This is a genomic window from Streptomyces coacervatus, from assembly GCF_029223485.1.
Lineage (GTDB): Bacteria > Actinomycetota > Actinomycetes > Streptomycetales > Streptomycetaceae > Streptomyces > Streptomyces coacervatus.
On the sequence record NZ_JARHTP010000001.1, the window covers coordinates 414,934 to 439,397 of the forward strand.

At 70.3% G+C, this 24,464-nt stretch carries 21 protein-coding genes and 2 pseudogenes; 17 read left to right on the top strand and 6 right to left on the bottom strand.

The features are described 5' to 3' along the window. Positions 1-23: 23 nt before the first annotated feature. Together P2Q00_RS01815 and P2Q00_RS01820 are read left to right on the top strand one after the other, a co-directional pair. A complete protein-coding gene (locus P2Q00_RS01815) occupies positions 24-3,068 on the top strand; it encodes an alpha-mannosidase (protein WP_275768765.1) in 3,045 nt (1,014 codons plus the stop codon). A gap of 3 nt (positions 3,069-3,071) precedes the next feature. Further along, on the top strand, positions 3,072-4,322 hold the full coding sequence (locus P2Q00_RS01820; RefSeq protein ID WP_275768767.1) for an alpha-L-fucosidase: 1,251 nt from the start codon (positions 3,072-3,074) through the stop codon (positions 4,320-4,322). A 54-nt stretch (positions 4,323-4,376) separates the two neighbouring features. Here P2Q00_RS01820 and P2Q00_RS01825 read toward each other — a convergent pair whose 3' ends face one another. Together P2Q00_RS01825 and P2Q00_RS01830 are read right to left on the bottom strand one after the other, a co-directional pair. Continuing rightward, entirely contained in the window at positions 4,377-6,065 is a 1,689-nt protein-coding gene (locus tag P2Q00_RS01825; RefSeq protein WP_275768768.1) for a carbohydrate binding domain-containing protein, read from the bottom strand. A gap of 186 nt (positions 6,066-6,251) precedes the next feature. Further along, complete coding sequence (locus tag P2Q00_RS01830) at positions 6,252-7,388, bottom strand: ATP-grasp domain-containing protein (protein ID WP_275768769.1); 1,137 nt, start codon at positions 7,386-7,388, stop codon at positions 6,252-6,254. A 268-nt stretch (positions 7,389-7,656) separates the two neighbouring features. On the opposite strand from P2Q00_RS01830, the gene P2Q00_RS01835 reads away from it, so the two are divergent. Both P2Q00_RS01835 and P2Q00_RS01840 read left to right on the top strand, forming a co-directional pair. Then, a complete protein-coding gene (locus P2Q00_RS01835) occupies positions 7,657-8,517 on the top strand; it encodes a metallophosphoesterase family protein (RefSeq protein ID WP_275768770.1) in 861 nt (286 codons plus the stop codon). After that, positions 8,514-9,197, top strand: coding sequence for a 4'-phosphopantetheinyl transferase family protein (locus P2Q00_RS01840; RefSeq protein ID WP_275768771.1), 684 nt, complete (start codon positions 8,514-8,516; stop codon positions 9,195-9,197). Before P2Q00_RS01835 ends, P2Q00_RS01840 begins: the two co-directional genes overlap by 4 nt. Before the next feature lie 20 nt (positions 9,198-9,217). Here P2Q00_RS01840 and P2Q00_RS01845 read toward each other — a convergent pair whose 3' ends face one another. Next, positions 9,218-9,445 carry a hypothetical protein gene (locus P2Q00_RS01845; RefSeq protein ID WP_275768772.1) on the bottom strand — a complete coding sequence of 76 codons (228 nt, stop codon included), beginning with the start codon at positions 9,443-9,445 and terminating at the stop codon, positions 9,218-9,220. 240 nt (positions 9,446-9,685) lie between these two features. Between P2Q00_RS01845 and P2Q00_RS01850 the strand changes: the two genes are divergently transcribed. Beyond that, positions 9,686-10,729 (top strand): alpha/beta fold hydrolase, encoded by a 1,044-nt coding sequence (locus P2Q00_RS01850; protein WP_275768773.1) that lies wholly within the window; start codon positions 9,686-9,688, stop codon positions 10,727-10,729. Positions 10,730-10,820: 91 nt separating this feature from the next. On the opposite strand, the gene P2Q00_RS01855 is transcribed toward P2Q00_RS01850, so the two are convergent. Together P2Q00_RS01855 and P2Q00_RS01860 are read right to left on the bottom strand one after the other, a co-directional pair. Next, positions 10,821-11,351, bottom strand: a complete 531-nt coding sequence (locus P2Q00_RS01855) for a toxin-antitoxin system, toxin component (protein WP_275769468.1) — start codon at positions 11,349-11,351, stop codon at positions 10,821-10,823. A gap of 32 nt (positions 11,352-11,383) precedes the next feature. Further along, entirely contained in the window at positions 11,384-12,037 is a 654-nt protein-coding gene (locus P2Q00_RS01860; protein ID WP_275768774.1) for a helix-turn-helix domain-containing protein, read from the bottom strand. 223 nt (positions 12,038-12,260) lie between these two features. Between P2Q00_RS01860 and P2Q00_RS01865 the strand changes: the two genes are divergently transcribed. Continuing rightward, on the top strand, positions 12,261-12,923 hold the full coding sequence (locus tag P2Q00_RS01865; RefSeq protein ID WP_275768775.1) for an MmyB family transcriptional regulator: 663 nt from the start codon (positions 12,261-12,263) through the stop codon (positions 12,921-12,923). A 33-nt stretch (positions 12,924-12,956) separates the two neighbouring features. Here the strand turns inward: P2Q00_RS01865 and P2Q00_RS01870 are convergent. Next, a pseudogene (locus P2Q00_RS01870) lies at positions 12,957-13,389 on the bottom strand (hypothetical protein); the annotation flags it as partial. 325 nt (positions 13,390-13,714) lie between these two features. Here P2Q00_RS01870 and P2Q00_RS01875 point away from each other — a divergent pair. From P2Q00_RS01875 to P2Q00_RS01925, 11 genes and pseudogenes are all read left to right on the top strand, one after another. Beyond that, positions 13,715-14,530, top strand: a pseudogene (locus P2Q00_RS01875) (RNA-guided endonuclease InsQ/TnpB family protein). Positions 14,531-14,622: 92 nt separating this feature from the next. Further along, complete coding sequence (locus P2Q00_RS01880; RefSeq protein WP_275768776.1) at positions 14,623-15,786, top strand: NAD(P)/FAD-dependent oxidoreductase; 1,164 nt, start codon at positions 14,623-14,625, stop codon at positions 15,784-15,786. After that, complete coding sequence (locus P2Q00_RS01885; RefSeq protein ID WP_275768777.1) at positions 15,783-16,085, top strand: (2Fe-2S)-binding protein; 303 nt, start codon at positions 15,783-15,785, stop codon at positions 16,083-16,085. The genes P2Q00_RS01880 and P2Q00_RS01885 overlap by 4 nt, the downstream gene beginning before the upstream one ends. Continuing rightward, the gene (locus P2Q00_RS01890; protein ID WP_275768778.1) at positions 16,078-17,487 is read left to right on the top strand and encodes an FAD-dependent oxidoreductase; all 1,410 of its coding nucleotides are present in this window, start codon (positions 16,078-16,080) and stop codon (positions 17,485-17,487) included. Before P2Q00_RS01885 ends, P2Q00_RS01890 begins: the two co-directional genes overlap by 8 nt. Further along, a complete protein-coding gene (locus P2Q00_RS01895) occupies positions 17,484-18,374 on the top strand; it encodes a dihydrodipicolinate synthase family protein (protein WP_275768780.1) in 891 nt (296 codons plus the stop codon). The genes P2Q00_RS01890 and P2Q00_RS01895 overlap by 4 nt, the downstream gene beginning before the upstream one ends. Before the next feature lie 19 nt (positions 18,375-18,393). After that, positions 18,394-19,395, top strand: coding sequence for a proline racemase family protein (locus P2Q00_RS01900; protein WP_275768782.1), 1,002 nt, complete (start codon positions 18,394-18,396; stop codon positions 19,393-19,395). A 42-nt stretch (positions 19,396-19,437) separates the two neighbouring features. Beyond that, positions 19,438-20,118 carry a GntR family transcriptional regulator gene (locus tag P2Q00_RS01905; protein ID WP_275768784.1) on the top strand — a complete coding sequence of 227 codons (681 nt, stop codon included), beginning with the start codon at positions 19,438-19,440 and terminating at the stop codon, positions 20,116-20,118. A 46-nt stretch (positions 20,119-20,164) separates the two neighbouring features. Further along, a complete protein-coding gene (locus P2Q00_RS01910; RefSeq protein WP_275768786.1) occupies positions 20,165-21,160 on the top strand; it encodes a LacI family DNA-binding transcriptional regulator in 996 nt (331 codons plus the stop codon). 110 nt (positions 21,161-21,270) lie between these two features. Next, positions 21,271-22,617, top strand: coding sequence for an ABC transporter substrate-binding protein (locus P2Q00_RS01915; protein WP_275768787.1), 1,347 nt, complete (start codon positions 21,271-21,273; stop codon positions 22,615-22,617). 6 nt (positions 22,618-22,623) lie between these two features. Then, positions 22,624-23,577 (top strand): carbohydrate ABC transporter permease, encoded by a 954-nt coding sequence (locus tag P2Q00_RS01920; protein WP_275768788.1) that lies wholly within the window; start codon positions 22,624-22,626, stop codon positions 23,575-23,577. Further along, complete coding sequence (locus tag P2Q00_RS01925) at positions 23,574-24,449, top strand: carbohydrate ABC transporter permease (RefSeq protein ID WP_275768789.1); 876 nt, start codon at positions 23,574-23,576, stop codon at positions 24,447-24,449. Before P2Q00_RS01920 ends, P2Q00_RS01925 begins: the two co-directional genes overlap by 4 nt. Positions 24,450-24,464: the final 15 nt, after the last annotated feature.

The following is a 24,464-nucleotide window of genomic DNA, read 5'->3' on the forward strand; positions in this document are numbered from 1 at the left end:
CTCTCCCTCTCTGGAGACCTCTCATGCACGACGAACGCCGCCGGATCGAGGAGCGCGCCGAGCGCCTCCACAACCAGCGCATCAAGCCCGCGATCTACGCGGCCACCGTCCCCCTGGCGGTCGAGGCCTGGCAGGCGCCGGGCGAGCCGGTGCCGTTCGAGGAGGCCGCGGCCGCCCCGTACGAGCCCTTCGCGATGGACACCCCGTGGGGCCCGCCCTGGGGCACGACCTGGTTCCGGATGCGCGGGCAGGTGCCCGCCGAGTGGGCCGGCAAGCGCGTCGAGGCGGTCATCGACCTCGGCTTCGTGGGCGACTGGCCGGGCAACCAGGCCGAGGCGCTGGTCCACCTCACCGACGGCACGCCCCTGAAGGCGGTCAACCCGCTCAACCAGTACGTGCCGATCGCCAACCCGGCGACGGGCGGCGAGGAGATCGACTACCTGGTCGAGGCAGCCTCCAACCCGGACATCCTGGCCAACAACTTCTCCGAGCCCACGCCGCTGGGCGACGTCCTGACGGCCGGCGACAAGCCGCTCTACACCTTCCAGCGCGCCGACCTCGCAATCCTCGACGAGGAGGTCTTCCACCTCGACCTGGACCTCCAGGTACTGCGCGAGCTCATGGTCCACCTCGCCGAGCACGAGCCGCGCCGCCACGAGATCCTGCACGCCCTGGACCGGGCCATGGACGCCCTCGACCTGGACGACGTCCCCGGCAGCGCGGCCGCCGTCCGCGAGGTGCTCGCGCCCGTCCTGGCCAAGCCCGCGCACGCGAGTGCACATGTGATCTCCGGTGTCGGCCACGCCCACATCGACTCCGCCTGGCTGTGGCCCATCCGCGAGACCAAGCGCAAGACGTCCCGCACCTTCTCCAACGTCACCTCGCTCGCCGACGAGTACGACGAGTTCATCTTCGCCTGCTCCCAGGCCCAGCAGTACGAGTGGGTGCGCGACAACTACCCCAAGGTCTGGGCGCGCATCCAGGAGTCCGTGAAGAAGGGCCAGTGGGCGCCGGTCGGCGGCATGTGGGTCGAGTCCGACGGCAACCTGCCCGGCGGAGAGGCGATCGCCCGCCAGCTCGTCCACGGCAAGCGGTTCTTCATCGAGCACTTCGGCATCGAGACCAAGGGCGTCTGGCTGCCGGACTCCTTCGGCTACAACGCCGCCTATCCGCAGCTCGCCAAGCTCGCCGGCAACGAGTGGTTCCTCACCCAGAAGATCTCCTGGAACCAGACCAACAAGTTCCCCCACCACACCTTCTGGTGGGAGGGCATCGACGGCACCCGCATCTTCACCCACTTCCCGCCGGTCGACACCTACAACGCCCGCTTCAGCGGCGAGGAGATGGACCGCGCGGTCCGCAACTACGCGGAGAAGGGCGCCGGAACGCGCTCTCTCGCCCCCTTCGGCTGGGGCGACGGCGGTGGCGGCCCCACCCGCGAGATCATGGAGCGGGCGCGCAGGCTCGCCGACCTGGAGGGCTCGCCCAAGGTCGTCGTCGAGCACCCGGACGCCTTCTTCGCCAAGGCCCGCGCCGAATACGAGGACGCCCCGGTCTGGAACGGCGAGCTCTACCTGGAGCTGCACCGCGCCACCTACACCTCCCAGGCCCGCACCAAGCAGGGCAACCGGCGCTCCGAACACCGCCTGCGCGAGGCCGAGTTGTGGGCGACCACGGCCGCACTGCACGCGCCGGGCTACTCCTACCCGTACGAGAAGCTGGACCGGTTGTGGAAGACGGTGCTGCTGCACCAGTTCCACGACATCCTGCCCGGCTCCTCGATCGCCTGGGTGCATCGCGAGGCGGAGGCCGAATACGCCCGGGTGGCGGTCGAGTTGGAGGAGCTGACTGCTGAGGCGGTCGCCGCGCTGGGCGGTGGTGCCACCCGTGTCTTCAACACCAGCCCCTTCGACCGGGCGGAGGTCGTGCGTACGGCCGAGGGCGTCCCGACGTATGTCGAGGTGCCGGCGAGCGGCAGCGCTGCTCTCGTCGCCGAGTCGGTACCGGACCCCGTCACGGTGAGCGGCCGCGTGCTCGACAACGGCCTGGTGCGGGTCGAGGTCGCGGCGGACGGCACGCTGGCCTCCGTACGCGACCTGCGGGCCGGGGGCCGCGAAGTCCTCGCCGACAAGGGCAACTTGCTGCGCCTGCACACCGACCTCCCGAACTACTGGGACGCCTGGGACATCGACAAGCACTACAAGAACCGCTACACGGACCTCCTGGCCACGGAGGCGGTGACGGTCGTCGAGGAGGACCCGCTGCTCGCCGCGATCCGCGTGGAGCGCAGCTTCGGCAAGGGCTCGAAGCTCACCCAGACGATCACCCTGCGCGCCGGCAGCCCCCGTATCGACTTCGAGACCGACATCGACTGGCACGAGGCCGAGAAGATCCTCAAGGCCGGCTTCCCGGTCGACATCCGCGCCCCGCACTCCTCCGCCGAGATCCAGTTCGGCCACATCCAGCGGCCCACCCACACCAACACCAGCTGGGAGGCGGCCCGTTTCGAGGTCTCCGGCCACCGCTGGGTGCACATCGCCGAGCCCGGCTACGGCGTCGCGGTCATCAACGACTCGACGTACGGCCACGACGTCTCCCGCACGGTCCGCGAGGACGGCGGCACGACGACCCGCGTCAGCCTCAGCCTGGTCCGCGCCCCGCGCATCCCGGACCCGGAGGCCGACCAGGGCCGCCACCGCTTCGTCTACTCGCTCCTGCCCGGCGCGAGCATCGAGGACGCGGTCGCCGAGGGCTACGCCCTCAACCTCCCGCTCCGGGTGGCGGATTCGGCGGGCGCACCGGAGCCGGTCGTCTCGGTCGACGGCGAGGGCGTGACGGTCGAGGCGGTCAAGCTCGCGGACGACGCGTCCGGCGATGTCGTCGTACGGCTCTACGAGTCCCGCGGCGGCCGCGGGACAGGCGTGCTGCGCACCGGATTCCCGCTCGCGGGCGCCCAGGTGACCGACCTGCTGGAACGCCCGCTGGAGGACGCGGAGTTCGCAGACGGAGCGGTCTCCGTCTCCCTGCGGCCGTTCCAGATCCTGACGCTCCGCCTGCGGAGGGCCTGAACCATGGTCATGCAACCCTGGTTCACCGACGCCAAGTTGGGGATCTTCATCCACTGGGGCATCTACGCCGTCGACGGCGTCCAGGAGTCCTGGTCGTTCTACGACGACATCGTGCCGCACGACCAGTACATGTCCCAGCTGGAGCGCTTCACGGGCGCCAAGTACGACCCGCGCGCCTGGGCCGACCTGTTCGCCCGCGCAGGCGCCAGGTACGCCGTCCTGACGAGCCGTCACCACGACGGCGTGGCCCTGTGGGACACGCAGTACGGCGACCTCAACCTCGGCAAGGACTACCTCGGCCCCTACGCCGAGGCTCTGCGCGAGAAGGACCTCAAGGTCGGCTTCTACTACTCCCACTCCGACTGGAACCACCCCGACTACGCCTCCACCCGCAAGCCGGGCCGCCCGCCGGAGCAGGAGGACAACCGCTACTCCGAGGTCGCGGCCGAGGACGAGGACCTGGACGCCTGGGAGAGGTTCATCGCCTACCGGGACGGCCAGATCAGGGAGTTGGCCTCCCGCTACCGGCCGGACCTGATGTGGTTCGATGGCGAGTGGGACCGCAGCGAGGAGCAGTGGCGCATTCCTGAGTTGGCCGCGCTGATCCGGTCGTACGTCCCCGACGTCGTCTTCAACGCGCGCATGCTCAGCGAGGGCGACTACGCGACGCCGGAGCAGGGGGCGCCGATCGTCCCACCGGACGGCCCCTGGGAGCTGTGCCTGACGATCAACGACTCGTGGGGTTACCAGCACCAGGACCACAACCACAAGTCGCTTGCTCAGCTGGTCCGTTACTTCACGGAGACGATCGGCGGGGGCGGCAATCTGCTCCTGGACGTCGGCCCGATGGAGGACGGCACCATCCCGCAGCCGCAGGTCGAACGGCTGGACGGCCTGGGGGAGTGGATCCGGAGGCACGCGGACGCCGTGTACGGGACGGTCCGCGGCCTCCCGGCCGGGCACCACTACGGGCCCAGCACCCTCTCCGCCGACCGCCGCACCCTCTACCTCACCCTGTTCGACGTTCCCCGCGCCGAGATCGGGGTCCGCGGCCTGGCGACTGCGGTCCGCAAGGTCACCGTTCTCGGCACCGGCACCGAGCTCGCCCATCGGGTCGTCGGCGGGCTGCACGACGCGGTCGGCGTGCTGTGGATCGACCCGCCGGCCGAGGCCGACCTCGATCCGTACGCCACCGTGCTCGCCGTCGAGCTGGACGGGGAGCTTGAGCTGTACCGGGGATCGGGCCGGTTCTGACGCAGGCGTGGGGGCGCCCCGACGGGGCACCCCCACACCACTGACGACGACGGCTCAGCCGGTGAAGCCGGCCGTGATCGAGGTGAACTGCCAGTTGTTCTGGCTGATGCCGGAGCAGTTGCTCACCACGCCGCCGCCCGGGCACGGCCGGTCGCGGTTGACCGACCAGAACGCGAGCCGCGCGATGTGGTGACTGTTGGACCAGTCCTTGATCTGTGTCCAGATCGCCGGAGTGGTGTTCTCCTGCTGGTCGGACAGGCCGTTCATGCCGGAGATGCCGATGTGGGAGTACGCGGTGGCGTCGTCCCAGCCGAAGGTCGACTTCAGCTTGGCCTTCAGCCCCTCGGCGGCGTTGACCGTGTTGCCGTACATGTCGGAGCCGCCGCCGAAGTCGAACGGCATGATCGTGAAGACGTCGATGTTCGCGCCGAGCGACTGCGCCTGCTCGATGAGCCGGTTGCCGTAGTAGGTCGGGCCGGTGGTGGACGTGCCGAAGGTGACGATGGTCCTCAGGCCGGGGTTGTTGGCCTTGACCGTCTTCAGGGCGGTGAGGATCTTCGCCTGGACGGCCTCGTTCTCGAACTCGTCCGAGTTCTCGATGTCCATGTCGATCGCCTTGAGCGAGTAGGCGTCGATCACCTTCTGCAGGGCGCCGGCGAGCGCACTCGCCGAGGAGCAGTTGGCGCCGAGCTTGCTGCCCTGCCAGCCGCCGAACGACGGCACGATGTCACCGCCCGCGGAGCGGATGGCGTTGATGGCGGACTGGTCGGCGCCGCCGGTCAGCGGCCGGCTGCCGTCCCAGGCGGGGGTGCAACCGCCCGAGTCGAGCACAAAGGCCATGGTGAACCACTTGATGCCGGTCGCGCTCATCACGGTGCTCGGGCTCGGCGGGTCGCCCCAGCCTTCGTAGAGATATGGCGCGGCCTGCTTGAAGCCGGTCCCGCCGCCACTGCCCGCGTCCGTCGTGACCGACACGGAGTTGGAGGCCCCGGAGGTGTTCCCGGCCGCGTCCCGCGCCTTGACGGTGAAGGTGTAGGACGTGCTCGGCGAGAGCCCGCTGACCGTCGCCGAAGTACCCGAAACAGTAAGGACGTTGTTCGAGCCGCTGTAGATGTCGTACGCCGTCACGCCCACGTTGTCCGTCGAGGCGTTCCACTTCAGCGACACGCTCGACGAGGTCTTGCCCGTGGAGGTCAGCCCGGTCGGCGCGGTCGGCGCCTGGGTGTCCGAGCCGCCGCCCCCGCCGCCGGGCCCGTCGAGGCTGATGTCGTCGGCGTAGTAGGCGCCCTGGGCGTACCAGCCGTGGACGTAGATGGTGGCGCTGGTCTGCGAGGCACCGGTCGTGAAGGACACGGACAGCTGGCTGTACGCCGACGGGGACGTGGTCCAGTTCGAGGCACCGCCGCTCACGCCCAGGTAGACGTAACTGCCGCGCACCCAACCGCTGAGACTGTACGTCGTGTTGGGCTGCACGGAGACGGTCTGCGTGCACTGGGCGTTGTCGCTGTCCGTCACCGCCCCCTGCAGGGCCTTGGAGCCGCCGTGCACGGGGGAGGAGACGACCGAACCGAGGTTGCCGGTGCAGGTCCAGGGGGACAGACTCCCCGACTCGAAGCCGGGGTTGGTGAGGATGTTGGCCGCTTGGGCCGTGCCGGGAAGGGCGATGGCTCCGGCGAGCGCGAGAGCGGCGGAGCCGAGCAGTGCGAGAAGCCGACGTCTGGAACGTCTGAATGTGTTGCGCACGCGATCTCCCTGGAGGAATGGGGACGTTCGGGAGTGCAGGAAGGTGCGCAACCAAGTTGGTATGGACCAATCGAGGTGTCAAGGTGCTACGCCATGATTGGTCCAGACCGGTGGGTGGGCCGCGGGTTTTTAGGGGCGCGGGGAACTGCGCGACCAGCCACAAACAACCCGCACCCGGCCGACAACCTAAAGCGGCAGCACCGAAGCCGCAGCCCCGACGGAGTCAACCACCTCGACCGCCGGTGCCGGCAACGCCGGCAACAACGGCTCAGCCTCCTCCACCCGCTGCTGCGGCAGCGAAACCGCCCGCAACGGCCGCGGCCCCGACACCACCGTGTAGTCCTGCCCCAGGAACGGCGGCACCATCTCCCCGGGGTCCTCCCCGAGCGCCAACTGCACAGCAGCCCAAGGTGCGTTGACCCCGCACAGGGACAGCTGATGCAACCCACCCGCCGGCCGCGTGTTGACATCCATCAACACCGGCTCGTCACCGAACATCCGGAACTGGATGTTGGACAGATAGTGCAGCCCGAAACCCTCGGCGAGACGCCGCGCCGGCTCCAGCCACTGCTCGTGCAGCGTGAACCCGCGCCGCCGGCCGTTCTTCGTACGCCCGATCGCCAGCCGCACCCGGTTGTCCGGCCCGGTCAGGCAGTCCACCGACACCTCCGGCTGCTCCAGACGCGGCATCACCAGCCAGTCGACGGGCTCATCGGCCTGCTGCAGCGCCTCCACGACCAGATCCAGCTGCACATAGGGGCTCGGGAAGCCGCTCAGGTGTGTGAGCGAGAAGGGAGCGCGCGTGACGACACGGAAGCCCACCCCGCCCGCGCCCGATGCCGGCTTGAAGCACGCCTTGTGCCCGCCCGCCTCCAACTCCTCGACAGCGGCGACGAGTTCACCGGCGGTCCGCACCCGATACCACGGCGGCACCGGCACGCCGATCGCCTGGACGGCCTCGTAGGCGATCACCTTGTCGTGGAAGACGGCCACGGCCTCCGGCGGCGGCGCCAGCAGCGCCGTACCGACCGCCTCGAACTCGGCGCGGTGCGCCACGATCGCCGACTGGTGCAGCCGGGGCACGAACACGTCGATGCCGCGCCGCACGCACTGATCCAGCGCGAACTCCACATATGCGGCCGGGGACAGGCCCTCAGGCTCCAGTTCGGCGGTGTCTGCGGCGGCCAGCACGGGGGAGTCCGCATCCCCGTGCGTCGCATGGATCTCCACGGCCCGATCGCTGGGATTTCGCCGCAGCTGATCCATGAAGAAGACGTTCTCCGCGTACGTGCGGTTGAGCCAGACGCGTACGCGAGAGACCATGCAGGGCCGTCCTTTCACGGTTCGCGGGCACGGCGGAGCAGCCCGTGCCCGGGCAAGGGAGTTGGAGGGTCACCAAACCGCCCCTGAATCAAGGGAATTTCGTGGCGGTGGTGTTGGGGCGATCATACGGCTTCCCAGGGGCCGCGCGTGCAACGTCCGTGTTACGGATTCAACGATCATGCCGCCTTGAAGGTGAACCGGGAAATGTGTTCTCGTGGTCCCATTCGTGAGCGCACGGGGTGCTCGGGGTGTACGGAGGGGGCGAGAGGTGACGTCGACGGCCGGTGGTGCCGGACAGCTGCTGGCCATCAGCGATCTGCACATCGGATACGCCGAGAACCGCACCCTGGTCGAGGCGATGCGCCCCGAGTCGGACGACGACTGGCTGCTCGTCGCCGGCGATGTCTCGGAGACCGTGTCCGACATCCGCTGGGCACTGAAGACCCTCGCGAGCCGCTTCAGCAAGGTCATCTGGGCGCCGGGCAACCACGAGCTGTGGACCCACCCCAAGGACCCCGTCACCCTGCGCGGCGTCGCCCGCTACGAGCACCTGGTCACCATGTGCCGCGAGCTCGGCGTGACCACACCCGAGGACCCCTACCCGATATGGGAGGGCCCCGAAGGCCCCGTCGCCGTCGCACCGCTCTTCCTCCTCTACGACTACTCGTTCCTGCCGGACGGCTGCACCACCAAGGAGCAGGGGCTGGAGTACGCGCACGGCACCGGCATCGTCTGCAACGACGAGTTCCTGCTGCACCCCGACCCCTACCCGTCCCGGGAGGCCTGGTGCCGGGCCCGGATCGCCGAGACCGAACGCAGGCTCGCCGCCCTCCCCGCCGACCTGCCCACCGTCCTCGTCAACCACTACCCGCTGGACCGGCACCCCTGCGACGTCCTGTGGCACCCGGAATTCGCCATGTGGTGCGGCACCGAACTGACCGCCGACTGGCACCGCCGCTTCCGCGTCGAGACCATGGTGTACGGACACCTCCACATCCCGCGGACCACCTGGCACGAGGGTGTCCGCTTCGAAGAGGTGTCCGTCGGCTACCCCCGCGAATGGCGCAAGCGGCCGCAGCCGCCGGGGAGACTGCGCCGCGTACTGCCGAAGGAGGTCGGGGTCGCGTGATCGAGGAGCTGCTGCCGGACGAGGTGGTGGCCGTGGAGGTGCACGGCGACGACGGGAGCGAACCCGCGCCGCTGTACCCCGAGGAGGCGGCGGTCGTGGCACAGGCGGTGGAGAAGCGCCGTCGTGAGTTCGCCCTCGTACGCGCCTGCGCCCGCCGGGCCATGGAGAAGCTCGGCGTGCCGCCGCGGCCCCTCCTGCCCGGCGAACGCGGCGCACCGGGCTGGCCGCCCGGCCTGGTCGGCAGCATGACCCACTGCGACGGTTACTGCGCCGCCACCCTGGTCCGCGCCACCGACCTGGCCTCCCTCGGCATCGACGCCGAACCCCACCGGCCGCTGCCCGGCGGCGTCCTGGACGCCGTGGCCCTGCCCGCCGAGGCGGCCAGGCTGCGCCACCTGGCCGTGCAGCACCCCGAGATCCACTGGGACCGGCTCCTGTTCAGCGCCAAGGAGTCCGTCTACAAGGCATGGTTCCCCCTCACCGGACTCTGGCTCGAGTTCACCGAGGCCGACATCGAGGTCTTCGTCGACCCCGACGAGCGGCTGCACGGTGGCTTCCGCGCCGAACTCCTCGTCCCCGGCCCGATGGTCGACGGCCGACGACTCACCCACTTCGAGGGCCGCTGGACCGTACAGCGGGGGCTGGTGGCGACGGCGATCGCGGTGCCGCACGCCCCCTGACCCCCCCCGTCCGGCGGCCGTCACGGCTCCGGGCACCAGCTCTGCAGCAGCCGGAAGAACTCCTCCTCGTTCCCCGCCAGCCCCGCGGCCGCCAGCGCCTGCTCCGCCTCGGCGAGCACGGCGGGCGGCACGACGGGTGGTCGCGAGGAGCCGGGAGGACCGTCGAACGCGGCTCGTACGGTGTGCAAGAGCCGCAGATAGGCCTGGACGGCGGTGCGCTCGCGGTCGGTCAGTACGGCTGTGTGCATCGGTCGGTTCTCCCCGTGTCGGCGTCGTCGCTCAACGCACCCGTCGGTGCGCACACCCCGCACAAGGGGGCGCAACTCCAGCTTGCCGCCCGCCACTGACAATCGGGTTTGCGCCCGTGCCGATTCGCCCGCTTAGCGGAGGCGAAACGTCCCCGAAATCCCTTGTGGGAAAGCGGCCCTACGCTGGATTGCAAGGGCTTTCGGCCGCTGCTGCGCGGCCACGGAACGGGAGGCAAGTGCGTGGTCGACGTCCCGCACCGGCGCCCGGTGCGCGCCGTACGGCTGCGCCCGGTGGGCGACGGAGAACTCGAGTTGCAGTACCGCGTGGTGCACGGATACCGGCGTGCCTTCCGCATGGCCGGCGAGGGCCCGCCGCTGGTGCTCATCCACGGCATCGGCGACTCCTCCGCGACCTGGGCCGAGTTGATCCCCGACCTCGCCCGCACGCACACCGTGATCGCCCCCGACCTGCTGGGTCACGGGGCCTCCGACAAACCGCGCGCCGACTACTCGGTGGCCGCGTACGCAAACGGCGTGCGGGACCTGCTCACCGCCCTCGGCATCGAGTCGGCGACCCTGGTCGGGCACTCCTTGGGCGGGGGTGTGGCCATGCAGTTCGCCTACCAGTTCCCCGAGCGCACCGAGCGGCTCATCCTGGTCAGCGCGGGCGGTGTGGGACGCGAGGTCAACCCCGTGCTGCGGCTGGTCTCGCTGCCCGGGGCCCACCTGATGCTGTCCACCCTGCAGTTGCCGGGGATGCGGCTGCAAGTGGGGCTGGCGGTGCGTCTGATGAAGCTCCTGGACACCGACCTCGGCCAGGACGCCCCCGACCTGCTCAACCTCGTGGACGCCCTGCCGGACGAGACCTCGCGCAACGCCTTCATCCGCACCCTGCGCGCGGTCGTCGACTGGCGCGGCCAGGTCGTCACCATGCTCGATCGCTGCTATCTGACCGAGGGCATGCCGACCATGCTGCTGTGGGGCGACCGGGACAGTGTGGTGCCGGTGCGGCACGCGTTCGGGGCGCACGAGGCCATGCCGGGAAGCCGGCTGGAGATCTTCGAGGGGGCCGGGCACTTCCCGTTCCACAGCGACCCCACGCGGTTCGTGTCGCTGGTCGAGGACTTCACGGCGAGCACGGCCCCGGCCGACTGGAGCCGGGAGCACTGGCGCGAACTCCTGGTCGAGGGGCGGCCGGGCACCAGCGCGGGGCGGCCGGACACGGCTCGGAATCGGGAGGTGGAGCGGGATATGCGGGAGGCGAGTGAACGTAGCGCAACGTGAATGACAGGGCAGTGCCATGTCACACATCACCGCAGTACGATGCCATCTACCAATGGAATGCAATGTGACATACCACTGTGCGCGGGGGGCGTTACCCCTGCGGTCCCAGATACCCCAACGACGCCTCGATCCGCCCCGCCAGATGATCGCGCTGCACCGGCCCCCGCAGCCCCGAACCCGTCAGCCAGGTGCGGCACTTGCTGGCGAGGAGCAGGCCGAAGGTCTCGGCCTCCTGCTCGTCGGACAGGTCGAAACGGCTGCGGGCGGCCACCTTGCGGACGGTGGCCCGCAGATCCGCGTCGTCGCTGAGCAGGCGGGCCGCGACCCTGGCGCCCTCGACGTGATGACCGCAGTGCCCGGCGTTCATGTGCCACAGCTCGTGGCCGAGGATCACCAACTGGTGGTCCGGCGCGGTCCGTTCCTCGATCACGACGAGGTCCTGGTCGGTCATGTCGAGCCACAGCCCGCTCGCCGTTCCGGTCGGGAAGGCGGCCGTGCGGAAGTGGACCGGCCGGCCGCGCCTCCTGCTCATCGCGGCGCACAGCGCGCCGTACAGGTCGTCGGGCCGTGCGGGCGCGGCCAGCGCGAGTTCCGCGACCAGTTCGCCGCACAGGCGGCGCATTTCCCTTCCGATGCCCACAGCTCTCCCCCGGCTCACGACTCGGGCCGCTTGACGCTCTCCAGGAGCATGTCCAGCCACTCCGCCACCTTGTCGCGGTGCTGGTCGGTGGGCAGTTGCGCGGCCCGCCAGGCGATCCCGCGGACGCCGTGGTCCTGCAGCAGCCGTTCCAGCGGGTCGTCCAAGGCCGCGGCCGCCTCCCGTTCGGCGAGCTTGTGCAGGAGTTCCTGCTCGGTGCTCTGCAGGGCGCCCGTGAGGGCCTCGGGGTCCTCGGCCGTGAGGAATCCGGCGTGCACCCGGAAGAAGCGCTGGATGGCGTCGCAATGCTCCATGGTGGGGCGTCGGTCGCCGTTGATCAGCGCGCCCGCCTGCTGCCGCGACATGCCGGCGCCGTCGGCGATCTCCTGCTGTGTGTACTTGCGCCCGTTGGGCTTGAGCCGGGTGCGGCGCAGCAGGTCCAGCCGCTGCAGGAACCGCGACTGCACGTCGGGTTCGCCCGCCGGCCGGCCGTTCAGCAGCGCCCTGACCACGGGCTCGGGGACGCCCGAGGCGGCGGACAGGCGGCCGGTGGCGAAGACCTCCGCGTGCGCCACGCCGAGCCGGTCGGCGAGCGCGGTGACGCGAGCGACGACGGCCGATAGCGCAGCGGTCGTAGCCGTGGTGCCCGGACCTTCGAAGCCATCCGTCACCGACAGATCTCCTACGTTTCTCACAGGCTTCTCACAAGCGGTTGCCGCGAACTCGACGGAGATTACCGGGTAGTTCGAACTCGTATCCAGGTGTCGCCACAACTGTGGCCAATTTCAGCCGTCAACAACCACGAAATGCCACGATAGTTGACACGACTTGAGTCGGGGCCGCAGGATCAAGGCGCCGCGTGAAGGCCGCAGAGGCAAGAGGGGTGACCTCCCGATGGCGTATCAGGCAGGAGGGCAGCGTCCGGCACCGCGGCCCGTCCCCGAGAGTCTTGAGGCCCAGGCGTATCTGCAGGACTACGCCGCCCTCCTGGAGGCAGTTCCCTTTCCATCCGTCGTCCTCGACCACCGCTGGGACGTCGTTCTCTCCAACAATGCTTTCGCGTCACTTTTCCGTGAGGTGGGCCCGCATCCGACGGCGATGCCGGTCGACAACTTCCTCAGATTCGTCCTGTTCCACCCGGACGCGGGCACGGTCCTCGGCGAGCACGAGTCCAGCTGGTGCCTGCCGATGCTGGCGCACTTCGCCGCCGCCGTGGAGCGCTACAGCCACGACCACGGGCTGCAGGCCATCCGCCGCGACATCGCCCAGGACCCGATCATGGAGGCCGCCTACCGGCACGGCCTGCCGCACTGGATCCGCGCGGTCGGCGAACAGGCCCTGGCACACGACGGCGCCGTACGCCCCCTGACGCACCCCGATCCGCGCTGGGGCGCCACCGACTGCCGCGTGGTGGACGAGACGCCCAGGACGCTGCAGGACATGGGGTACACGCGCATGACCCTGGTGCTGCGGGAGACGCGCCGCGACCGGCCCAAGGCCCGCAAGGCCCGGCATGCGGCGGCGCACCTGAGGGTGGTGCCGGCCCCCGAGGTCTGAGGGCCGGTGAACAGACTCTGACCGCCGCTACCGTCAGCGCGCGGAGATCACCAGGACGAGCGGGATGTCCCGGCAGGGGACCATCCGCAGCCCGCGGTACCGTGCGGGTCGCGCCCGCTCCAGTACGGCGGCGAAGTCGGGCCCCTTGGTGAGGGATCCGGCGAGATGGGCGGGGTCGGCGGAGGCCGTCACCCGCCCGCGCGCGTTCACCAGATGCGCCGGCCCGGGCAGCCGGCGCAGCATCGGCATCACGGCCGCCTCGAAGTGCCGTAGATACACGTCCGCCGCGGCGACTCCCGCGAACCGCCCCTCCATCTCGACCGGCGCGGACAGCGTGAGGCTGTACTCGTCGGAGCAGAGGGCGGGCGAGGCGCAGATGGAGGCCGGGGCGCAGTGCGGCGAGGTCCACGGTCGCGGGGCGGCGGCCCTCGGCGGCCACCCGGGCCGGCAGGTGCGCCGTGTCGGCGTGGAGGTCTCGGCGTTCACGCCGGGGAGGCATCACATGCCGTGACGGCGAAGCGGAGCGTCGCCGCATCCGGCTTCCCGGGCGCGGCGCGCCGCTGCGGCCTGCCCGGCGGAGCGGGCGATGCGAACGCGTGTGCCCCAGCTCGCCGGTTGGGGTGATGGTGGTGGGAGGGGGGGGCGTGGGCGTGCGGATCTCGCACGTATGGTCGTCAGGCAGGGGTCGGGAGGCCAGAACCTGAGGGGGCGATGGCGTGGCGGAGGACGGCGTGGGGCACGCCCGATACACGTTCCGGCTTCGTGTCTCGTCCACTGCCCGCGGAGCCCTGATGGCGGAGTGGGATCGGTGCCGGTGGGTGTGGAACGAGTGCGTGGCCAAGTCCAAGGCCGTGCACCTGCGCAACAAGGCCACCGGGGGCAAACGGACGTGCGGCGCGGCGCAGCTCGACAAGATGCTGACCGAGGCGCGCAAGGCGACCCCGTGGCTGCGCGAGGGCTCCTCGGTGCCGCAGCAGCAGATCATCAGAGACTTCGGCAAGTCCCGCGCCAAGGCCCAGAAAGACATCAAAGACCGGCTGCCCATGGCACGCCGGGCCGGTGCGGTGATCGGCATCGACTGGGGCGTGAAGGAGACCGCCACCACCACATCCGACACCCATGACCTCCCGCACGCCGAGCAAGGCAGGAAGGCCAAGGGGAGGCTCGGCGAAGCGGCTGCGCGCCAAGGCATGCAAGAAGGTCGCACGCCGGTGTCAGGACACCGGCTGCAAATGGGCCAAGTCCGTGGTGACCGACCATGACGCCTTAGCCGTCGAGGACTTCAAGCCGAAGTTCCTTGCCAAGACCACCATGGCCAAGAAGGCCGCCGACGCCGCCATCGGCGCCACCAAGCAGGCCTTGATCGAGATGGGCCGCAAGCACGGCCGTGCCGTGCACCTGGTGCACCCCGCGCACACCACGATGGACTGCGCGCACTGCGGAGCGAGAGCCAAGCACGCTCCCCCACTGCCTTAAGGGCGTGGGGGGACCCCCAGCCGCTGGGTGAGCGCACCCACACCTGCACCGCATGCGGGACCGTGAGCCCACGGGACAAGAACTCCGCACGCACAAGACCACCTGGGGCGTTGCTCCAGGTGGCCGCCTGAGCCAGGAATCCCCTCCCTTGAGGGAGGGGAGGATTCAAACGCGGCTGCCCGTCGCCGTATCCACCGACAGTGATATGTGACATAGTACTGACGTGAGTCAGCCACTGACCTGCGACGTCGTGGTCGTCGGAGCCGGCATGACAGGCGCCGCCTGCGCCCTGTACGCCTCCCGCGCGGGCCTGGACGTCATCATCGTGGACCGCGGCCCCGTCGCCGGCGGCACCACCGGCGCGGGCGAGGGCAACCTCCTCGTCTCCGACAAGGAACCCGGCCCCGAGCTCGACCTCGCACTCCTCTCCAACCACCTGTGGGCCGAACTGGCCCAGGAGCTCGGGGCGGCCATCGAGTACGAGGCCAAGGGCGGCGTCGTAGTGGCCACGTCCCCCGGCAGCCTCATCGCGCTGGAGCGCTTCGCCGTGGAGCAGCGGGCGGCCGGAGTCGTCGCCGAACTCGTCGCGGGCGACGCACTGTACGGTCTCGAACCCCACCTCGCCCCGGGCCTGCCCGGCGCCGTGCACTACCCGCAGGACTCCCAGGTCATGCCCGCCCTCGCCGCCGCCCACCTGGTCCGGGCCTCCGGCGCCCGCCTGTTCACCGGCCGCACGGTGACCGATGTCCTGCGCAGGGCGGACGGGACCGTGCGAGGAGTGCGCACCGACAACGGCGACATCCACACCCCGGCCGTCGTCAACGCGGCCGGCACCTGGGGCGCCGACCTCGCCGCCCTCGCGGGCACGCACCTGCCCGTTCTCCCGCGGCGCGGCTTCGTCCTCGTCACCGAACCGCTCCCGCGCATGGTCCACCACAAGGTGTACGCCGCCGACTACGTGGCCGACGTGGCCAGCGACTCGGCCGCGCTGCAGACCTCGCCGGTCGTGGAGGGCACGGCGGCGGGACCGATCCTGATCGGCGCGAGCCGTGAACGGGTCGGCTTCGACCGGTCGTTCTCAATGCCGGCCCTGCGCGCCCTCGCGGCGGGCGCGACCCGGTTGTTCCCCTTCCTGGCCGACGTCCGCGCCATCCGCTCCTACGCAGGCTTCCGCCCGTACATGCCCGACCACCTGCCCGCCATCGGCGCCGACCCCAGGGTCCCCGGCCTCTTCCACGCCTGCGGGCACGAGGGCGCGGGCATCGGGCTCGCCACCGGTACCGGGCACCTGATCGCACAGACCCTGACCGCGAAGACGCCAGACCTGGACCTGCATCCGTTCCGCCCCGACCGATTCCCCGACCGATCCCCCGAGGAGACCACGTGAGCTCCCCACTCGACCTCGCACAGGCCCACCCGCGCCCCGCCTTCACGGTCACCCTGGACGGCCGTGAGATCGAGGCGCTGCCCGGCCAGACGGTCGCCGCCGCGCTCTGGGCGGCGGGCGTCACATCGTGGCGCACGACCCGGGCCATGGGCCGCCCGCGCGGAGTCTTCTGCGGGATCGGCGTCTGCTTCGACTGCCTGGTGACCGTCAACGACCGCCCGGGGCAACGGGCTTGCCTGGTTCCCGTGCAGCCCGGCGACGCGATCCGCACCCAGGAGGGGACCGGCCACGATGACTGACCGACCTCACCTCGCCGTCATCGGCGCGGGCCCGGCGGGCCTGGCCGCGACCGTGGCTGCCGCGGCGCACGGCGTGCGGGTCACGCTCCTCGACTCGGCCGCGCAGGCGGGCGGACAGTTCTACCGCCGGCCCGCCGCCGAACTGCGCGCCCACCGACCCCAGGCGCTGCACCACGACTGGCGGACGTGGGAGCGCCTGCGGGACGGACTGGACACACACGTAAAGGCAGGCACAGCAAGGCACTTGACGGACCATCACATCTGGTTCGTCGAACGGCACCCCGGCCGGTTCACCGTGCACGCCCTGCTCGGCCCCGAGCAGGAGGACCCCGTTGCCGTGCACGCCGACGCCGTGCTCCTGGCCACCGGCGGGTACGAGAAGGTGCTGCCCTTCCCCGGCTGGACCCTCCCCGGCGTCGTCACCGCGGGCGGCGCCCAGGCCATGCTCAAGGGAACCCTCGCGGTGTCCGGACGCATCGCCGTGGTCGCCGGGACCGGGCCGCTGCTGCTCCCGGTCGCGACCGGCCTCGCCGCGGCGGGAGTGGAAGTGGCAGCGCTCGTGGAGTCCGCCGACCCCAAGGCGTTCGTACGACGGACCTTGGCACTGGCGGCACAGCCCGGCAAGCTCGCCGAAGGGGCCCGGTACGCCGCCCAGTTGGCCCGCCACCGCGTGCGCACCCTCGCCCGGCACACCGTCGTCGAGGGGCACGGCACCGAGCGGCTGGAGGCGGTGACGGTTGCCGCTCTCGACGGCGCAGGGCACATCCGGCCCGGCACCGGGCGCCGCATCCCCTGCGACACCCTCGCTGTCGGCCACGGCATGCTCCCGCACACCGACCTCGCCGAGACCCTCGGCTGCCGCCTCGACGCGATGGACGTCCACGTCGACGACGAGCAGCGTACCGATGTGTCCGGCGTGTGGGCCGCGGGCGAGACCACCGGCATCGGCGGCTCGGCCCTCGCGCTGGCCGAGGGCCACATCGCCGGACGCTCCGCCGCGGCCCGCCTCCGGGGCCGGGCACCGGACCCGCGCGAGTGGGCCGCGGCCGCCAGGACCCGTACGCGGCTGCGGGAGTTCGCCGCCGCGCTCGACTCCGTGTACGCCCCGCCCGCCCACTGGACCGAGCAGGTCACTGACGACACCGTCGTCTGCCGCTGCGAGGAGGTCACCGCGGGCGCCGTCCGCGAGGCCGTGGCTGAGCTCGGCGCCGGCGACGTACGTACCGCGAAGCTGCTGACCCGGGCCGGCATGGGCTGGTGCCAGGGCCGGATGTGCGCACCCGCGGTCGCCGGGCTCGCCGGGTGCGAACTCACCCCGTCCCGGCGGCCGTTCGCCCGCCCCGTACCGCTCGGCGTCCTCGCCCACGAGCACACTCACCCCACCGAGAGAGGATCCTCATGACCGACCACCGCCCCTGGCGCGGAGTCCTCGTCGCCACCGCGCTGCCGCTGAACGACGACCTCTCCGTGAACCGCGACCAGTACGCCGAGCACTGCGCCTGGCTCGTCGAGAACGGCTGCGACGGCGTCGTCCCCAACGGCTCGCTGGGGGAGTACCAGGTGCTCACCCCCGAGGAACGGGCCAAGGTCGTCGAGACGGCCGTCGCCGCGATCGGCGGGCAGCGCGTGATGCCCGGCGTCGCCGCGTACGGGTCCGCGGAGTCCCGTCGCTGGGCCGAGCAGGCCCGCGACGCCGGCTGCCACGCGGTGATGCTGCTGCCGCCCAACGCCTACCGCGCCGACGAGCGTTCGGTGCTCGCCCACTACGCGGAGGTCGCGAAGGCGGGGGTGCCGGTCGTGGCGTACAACAACCCGATCGACACCAAGGTCGACCTCGTACCGGAACTCCTCGCGAAGCTGCACGCGGAGGGCTACATCCACGCCGTCAAGGAGTTCTCCGGGGACGTCCGCCGCGCCTACCGGATCGCCGAACTCGCCCCGGAACTGGACCTGTTGATCGGCGCCGACGACGTGCTGCTGGAGCTGGCGATCGCGGGTGCGAAGGGCTGGGTGGCCGGTTACCCGAACGCCCTGCCCGCCGCGAGCGTGGAGCTGTACCACGCGGCGGTCGACGGAGACCTGGCCACCGCGAACCGCCTCTACCGGCAGCTGCACCCGCTGTTGCGCTGGGACTCCCAGGTGGAGTTCGTGCAGGCGATCAAGCTGTCCATGGACATCGTCGGGCGGCGCGGCGGCCCCGTCCGGCCGCCCCGTATGCCGCTGCTGCCCGAACAGGAGGCGGCCGTCCGCGCGGCCACCGAAAAGGCCGTCGCCGCCGGACTCGCCTGAATCCAGAGGGAGTTGGACCATGCGCAGCAGACTCGTCCTGCACGCCGTCGACTCGCACACCGAGGGCATGCCCACCCGCGTGATCACCGGCGGGATCGGGACCATCCCCGGCGCGACGATGAACGAGCGGCGGCTGTACTTCCGCGAACACCGCGACGACATCAAGCAGTTGCTGATGAACGAGCCGCGCGGGCACTCCGCGATGAGCGGCGCGATCCTCCAGCCGCCGGCCCGGGCCGACTGCGACTGGGGCGTCGTCTACATCGAGGTGTCCGGCTATCTGCCGATGTGCGGGCACGGCACGATCGGCGTCGCGACGGTGCTCGTCGAGACCGGCATGGTCGAGGTCGTCGAACCGGTCACCACGATCCGCCTGGACACCCCGGCCGGAGTCGTGGTCGCCGAGGTGGCGGTGGAGGGCGGCGCGGCCAGGTCGGTGACGCTGAGGAACGTGCCGTCGTTCGCGGTCGGGCTCGACCGCAAGGCGGTGTTGGCCGACGGGCGGTCAGTGACATATGACCTGGCATACGGCGGCAACTTCTACGCCATTCTCCCGCTGGACCAGTTCGGCCTCCCCTTCGACCGCTCCCGCAAGGACGACATCCTCGCCGCGGGCCTGGCCCTCATGGACGCCATCAACGCCGAGGACGAGCCCGTCCACCCCGAGGACCCGTCCATCCGCGGCTGCCACCACGTCCACCTCTACGCCCCCGGTTCCAACGCCCGCCACTCACGGCACGCGATGGCGATCCACCCCGGCTGGTTCGACCGCTCGCCCTGCGGCACCGGGACGAGCGCGCGCATGGCGCAGCTGCATGCACGCGGCGAACTCCCGCTGCACACCGAGTTCGTCAACGAGTCCTTCATCGGCACCCGTTTCACCGGCCGCCTCCTCGGCACGACCGAGGTCGCCGGCCGCCCCGCCGTCCTGCCCAGCTTCACCGGCCGCGCCTGGATCACCGGGACCGCGCAGTACCTGCTGGACCCGGAGGATCCGTTCCCGGCGGGATTCGTGCTGTAGACGACCCCGATAATGTCCGGTGACCCTAGGAGGACGACCACCATGGCCCAGCAGCAACGACCTGCCATCCCTTCCCTCGGCGGCAGGAAGCCCAACTTCCGGGAGAAGGTCGTGGACGTGCTGCGGGCCGCTCTGATCTCCGGTGAGCTGCGCCCCGGCCAGGTGTACTCGGCGCCGGCCCTCGCCCCCCGCCTGGGCGTCTCCGCGACTCCGGTGCGCGAGGCGATGCTCGAGCTGGTGAAGGAGGGCATGGTCGAGATCGTCCCGAACAAGGGCTTCCGGGTCACCGAGGTGTCCGAGAAACAGCTCGACGAGTACACCCACATCCGGTCCCTGATCGAGATCCCGACGACCGTCGGCCTCGCTGCCACCGCCGACCTCGACGACCTGAAGGCGCTCCGCCCGTTCGCCATGGAGATCGTCACCTCGGCCGCCAGAGGCAACCTCATCGACTATGTCGAGGCCGACCTGCACTTCCACCTCGGCCTGCTCGCCCTGGCCGGCAACGAGCATCTCGTGGAAGTCGTACGGGACTTGCGGCAGCGGTCACGCCTGTACGGACTGACCGCCCTGCTGGAGGCGAAGCGGTTGCAGGCCTCCGCCGAGGAGCACCTCGAACTCCTCGATGCGCTGATCGCGCGGGACGAGGAGGCGGTGCGCGAGGTGATCACCCGGCACCTCGGCCACGTCCGCGGTCTGTGGGCGGCCCACAAGGAAGACTGACGCATTTACGCAAGCCGCTTGCGTTTCTTGCGCTATTCTTGCGCGCATGACGCGACGACTTGCTGAGGTGGCGAAGAAGGTCGGGGTCAGCGAGGCCACGGTCAGCCGGGTGCTCAACGGCAAGCCCGGGGTCTCGGAGGCCACCCGGCGGGCGGTGCTGTCCGCCCTGGACGTCCTCGGCTACGAGCGGCCCACGCAGCTGCGCGGCGAACGCGCCCGGCTCGTCGGCCTCGTACTGCCCGAGCTGCAGAACCCGATCTTCCCGGCGTTCGCCGAGGTGATCGGCGGGGCCCTCGCCCAGCTGGGCCTGACGCCGGTGCTGTGCACGCAGACCAAGGGCGGCGTCTCCGAGGCGGACTACGTGGAGCTGCTGCTGCAACAGCAGGTCTCCGGCGTCGTGTTCGCCGGCGGTCTGTACGCCCAGGCCGATGCCCCGCACGACCACTACCGGCAGTTGGCCGAGCGGGGCGTCCCGGTGGTGCTGGTCAACGCCTCCATCGACGACCTCGGCTTCCCGGGCGTCTCCTGCGACGACGCGGTGGCGGTGGAGCAGGCCTGGCGGCATCTGGCCTCGCTGGGGCACGAGCGGATCGGGCTGGTGCTGGGTCCCGCCGACCATGTGCCGTCGGCGCGCAAGCTGGCCGCGGCGCAGACCATGGGGGAGCTGCCCGACGAGCACGTGGCCCGCGCCATGTTCTCGATCGAGGGCGGCCACGCCGCGGCCTCCCGGCTGATCGACCGTGGCGTCACCGGCATCATCTGCGCCAGCGACCCCCTGGCGCTCGGAGCGGTCAGGGCCGCCCGCCGCAAGGGCCTGGACGTCCCCTCGCAGGTGTCGGTCGTCGGCTATGACGACTCCGCGTTCATGAACTGCACCGAACCCCCGCTCACCACCGTCCGCCAGCCGATCGAGGCCATGGGAAGGGCAGCCGTGGAGCTGCTGAACACGCAGATCAGCGGCAGTTCCGTAACCCCCGAAGAGCTGCTGTTCGAGCCCGAGTTGGTGGTCCGGGGGTCGACTGCCCAAGTGCCTCGTCCCTGAGTTCCGCACGGCTGTTGAATAATTTCAAATTTCGCGTGACATCTTGCGGACCGATGTCGGCGGTGCTTGAGTGTGCGGCGCCCACCGCTCCTGCCACGAGGGGTCCACCGATGAGAAGCACCGGGTTCCGCCGTACATGCGTCGCGCTCAGCGTCTGTTCTCTTGCCCTCACCGCGTCCGCCTGCGGGTCGAGCGACGACTCGGCGAGCGGCAAGACCCGAATCACCGTCAACTGCGAGCCGCCCAAGAGCGCCAAGGTCGACCGCGGCTTCTTCGAGCAGGACATCGCCTCCTTCGAGAAGCGGAACCCGGACATCGACGTCGTCGCCCACGACGCGTTCCCCTGCCAGGACCCCAAGACCTTCGACGCCAAGCTCGCCGGCGGGCAGATGGAGGACGTCTTCTACACGTACTTCACCGACGCGGGGCATGTCGTCGACATCCACCAGGCGGCCGATCTCACGCCGTACATCAAGGAGTTGAAGAGCTACGGCACCCTCCAGAAGCAGCTGCGCGACATCTACACCGTCGACGGGAAGATCTACGGCATCCCGCGCACCGGCTACTCGATGGGCCTGATCTACAACCGCAAGCTCTTCGAGAAGGCCGGCCTCGACCCCGACCAGGCCCCGGCGACCTGGGACGAGGTCCGCGCCGACGCCAAGAAGATCGCAGCCCTCGGCAACGGCACCGTCGGCTACGCCGACTACAGCGCCCAGAACCAAGGCGGTTGGCACTTCACCGCCGAGCTGTACTCCCAGGGCGGCGACGTCGTAAGCGCCGACGGCAAGAAAGCCACCATCGACACCCCCGAGGGCCGTGCCGTCCTGCAGAACCTGCACGACATGCGCTGGACCGACAACTCGATGGGCAGCAAGCAGCTCCTGGTCATCAACGACGTCCAGCAGATGATGGGTTCGGGCAAGCTCGGCATGTATCTGTCCGCGCCGGACAACATTCCGATCCTGGTGAAGGAGAAGGGCGGCAACTACAAGGACCTCGCCCTCGCTCCGATGCCCGGCGGCAAGGGCACGCTCATCGGCGGCGACGGCTACATGTTCAACAAGCACGACACGCCCGCCCAGATCCACGCCGGCCTGAAGTGGCTGGACCACATGTTCCTCACCCCGGGCACGGGATTCCTCGGCGACTACGCCCGCGCCAAGAAGGCGGACGCGCCGGTCGGACTGCCCGAGCCGCGCCTGTTCACCGGCGCCGCCGACGCCAAGGACCAGCAGGTCAAGAAGGCCAACGCCAATGTGCCGGTGGCGAACTACCAGTCCTTCCTGGACGGCAACCACACCCTCCGGATGAAGATCGAGCCGCCGGACGCCCAGCAGATCTACTCCGTCCTCGACGGCACCGTCTCCGCCGTCCTCACCAAGAAGGACGCCGACATCGACCAGCTCCTCAAGGATGCCTCCGGCAAGATCGACAGCATCCTGGCCCGGGGCTGACCGGCGATGACGAAGACGGCCGAGCGGCAACCGGTCGGCAAGGTCGCCGTCCGTCCGGTCCAGGCGCCGCCTCCGGCAGGGGACCGGAGGCGGCGCCGCCTCGCCGAACAGGCCCGCGCCTACGCCTTCCTCCTCGGCGGCCTGATCTGCTTCGCCCTGTTCTCCTGGTATCCCGCGATCCGCGCGGTCGTGATCGCCTTCCAGAAGTACACGCCGGGCTCACCGCCCGAGTGGGTCGGCACCGCCAACTTCACCCGCGTCTGGCACGACCCGGAGTTCACCGCCGCCTGGCGCAACACCCTCACCTTCACCCTGCTCGCCCTGCTCATCGGCTTCGCGATCCCGTTCGTGATGGCCCTCGTCCTCAATGAGCTCCGGCACGCCCAGGCCTTCTTCAGGGTCGTGGTCTATCTGCCGGTGATGATCCCGCCGGTGGTCAGCGCCCTGCTCTGGAAGTGGTTCTACGACCCCGGGGCCGGCCTCGCCAACGAGGCGCTGCGCTTTCTGCACCTGTCCACCTCGAACTGGTCCAACGGCGCCGACACCGCCCTCATCTCCCTTGTGATCGTGGCGACTTGGGCCAACATGGGCGGCACCGTCCTGATCTACCTGGCCGCCCTCCAGTCCATCCCCGGCGAGCTCTACGAGGCCGCGGAACTCGACGGCGCGAACCTGCTCCAGCGCATCCGGCATGTGACCGTCCCGCAGACCAGGTTCGTCATCCTGATGCTGATGCTCCTGCAGATCATCGCGACGATGCAGGTGTTCACCGAGCCGTTCGTGATCACCGGGGGCGGCCCGGAGAACGCCACGGTCACCGTCCTCTACCTGATCTACAAGTACGCCTTCCTCTACAACGACTTCGGCGGCGCCTGCGCGCTCAGCGTCATGCTTCTCGTCCTGCTCGGCGCGTTCTCGGCGCTCTATCTGCGGCTCACCCGCACCGAGGGGGACACATGAGCACCCGGACCCTCGTCTCCCCGGCCACGCTCGCCCGCCCCCGCGGAAGGGCCGTCTACTGGACGGTGTTCAGCGGCGTGGTCCTGCTCTTCGCCCTCGCCTTCCTCTTCCCCGTCTACTGGATGGTGACCGGCGCGATGAAGTCGCCGGACGAGGTGGCGCAGACCCCGCCCACCATCATTCCCAAGCACTGGCACCTCGGCGGCTACACCGACGCCTGGGACCTGATGCAGCTGCCGCAGCACCTGTGGAACACGGTGGTGCAGGCGGCCGGAGCCTGGGCGTTCCAGCTGGTCTTCTGCACGGCCGCCGCCTACGCCCTGTCCAAACTGCGGCCCGCCTTCGGCAAGTTGATCCTCGGCGGCATCCTCGCCACGCTCATGGTCCCGGCCCAGGCCCTCGTCGTACCGAAGTACCTCACCGTCGCCGACCTGCCGCTGATCCACACCAGCCTGCTCAACGACCCCCTCGCGATCTGGCTCCCGGCCGTCGCCAATGCCTTCAACCTCTACCTGCTCAAGCGGTTCTTCGACCAGATCCCGCGCGATGTGCTGGAGGCCGCCGAGATCGACGGCGCGGGGAAGCTGCGCACCCTGTGGTCGATCGTGCTGCCCATGTCGCGGCCGGTGCTCGGCGTCGTGTCGATCTTCGCCCTGGTGGCCGTGTGGCAGGACTTCCTCTGGCCGCTGATGGTCTTCTCCGACACCGACAAACAGCCCATCAGCGTGGCACTCGTCCAGCTGTCGCAGAACATCCAACTGACCGTGCTCATCGCGGCGATGGTGATCGCCAGCATCCCGATGGTCGCCCTGTTCCTGCTCTTCCAGCGACACATCATCGCCGGGATCAGCGCGGGCAGCACCAAGGGCTGACGCCCTCCCTCCGAC